This is a genomic window from Muricoccus nepalensis, from assembly GCF_006438825.1.
GTDB classification, from domain to species: Bacteria; Pseudomonadota; Alphaproteobacteria; order Acetobacterales; family Acetobacteraceae; genus Roseomonas; species Roseomonas nepalensis.
This window is the reverse complement of the sequence record NZ_RCZP01000144.1, coordinates 1-684: the sequence shown is the minus strand read 5'-3', so window position 1 is coordinate 684 and position 684 is coordinate 1. Positions and strand designations below refer to the sequence as shown.

1 protein-coding gene and 1 pseudogene are annotated in these 684 nt (G+C 71.2%); both read left to right on the top strand.

All coding sequences use genetic code 11. From position 1 onward, the window contains the following. Positions 1-348: pseudogene (locus EAH89_RS31020) on the top strand (AMP-binding protein); the annotation flags it as partial. Between the two features lie 88 nt (positions 349-436). Next, positions 437-684 (top strand): acetyl-coenzyme A synthetase N-terminal domain-containing protein (locus EAH89_RS31015; protein WP_277753776.1); only part of this gene is annotated, 248 nt, incomplete at its 3' end.

Here is a 684-nt window from a genome sequence, read left to right as displayed (position 1 = left end):
GACGAGGCGCTCCGCTCCTGCCCGACCGTCAAGGCGGTGATCGTCGCCCGCAACACCGGCGGTGCGGTCACGATGCAGGAGGGGCGCGACCACGACTGGGCGACGCTGTGCGACGCGCAATCCGCTGAGTGCGCCCCCGAGCCCATGGGTGCCGAGGACCCGCTCTTCATCCTCTACACCTCGGGCTCGACCGGTAAGCCCAAGGGCGTGCTGCACACCACCGGCGGCTACGCCGTCTGGGCCGCCTTCACCCACGAGCTCGTCTTCGACTACCGCCCGGGCGAGGTCTACTGGTGCACCGCCGACGTGGGCTGGGTGACCGGCCACACCTACATCGTCTACGGCCCGCCCGGCCGCCACTACCGCGGCCGCGGCCATTGGCGCGGCCCGCCGCCCCGTCCTGCCGTTCATCGCCCCCAAGAACGAGGAGGGGCGTATGCCTGACGACGGGATGCTACGGGTTGAGCCGCGGGCGAGCGGCGCGCGGGTGGACGAGGCGCGGCGTCGTGCGATGGTGGAGGAGGCGGGTCGGGACCCGGAGGGGTTCTGGCGTCGCGAGATGGGGCGCATCGCCTGGATGCGGGCGCCTCGTCGCATCAAGAACACGAGCTTTGAGGGCGACGTCTCGATCCGCTGGTTCGAGGACGGCGTGCTCAACATCAGCGAGAGCTGCCTTGACCGGCA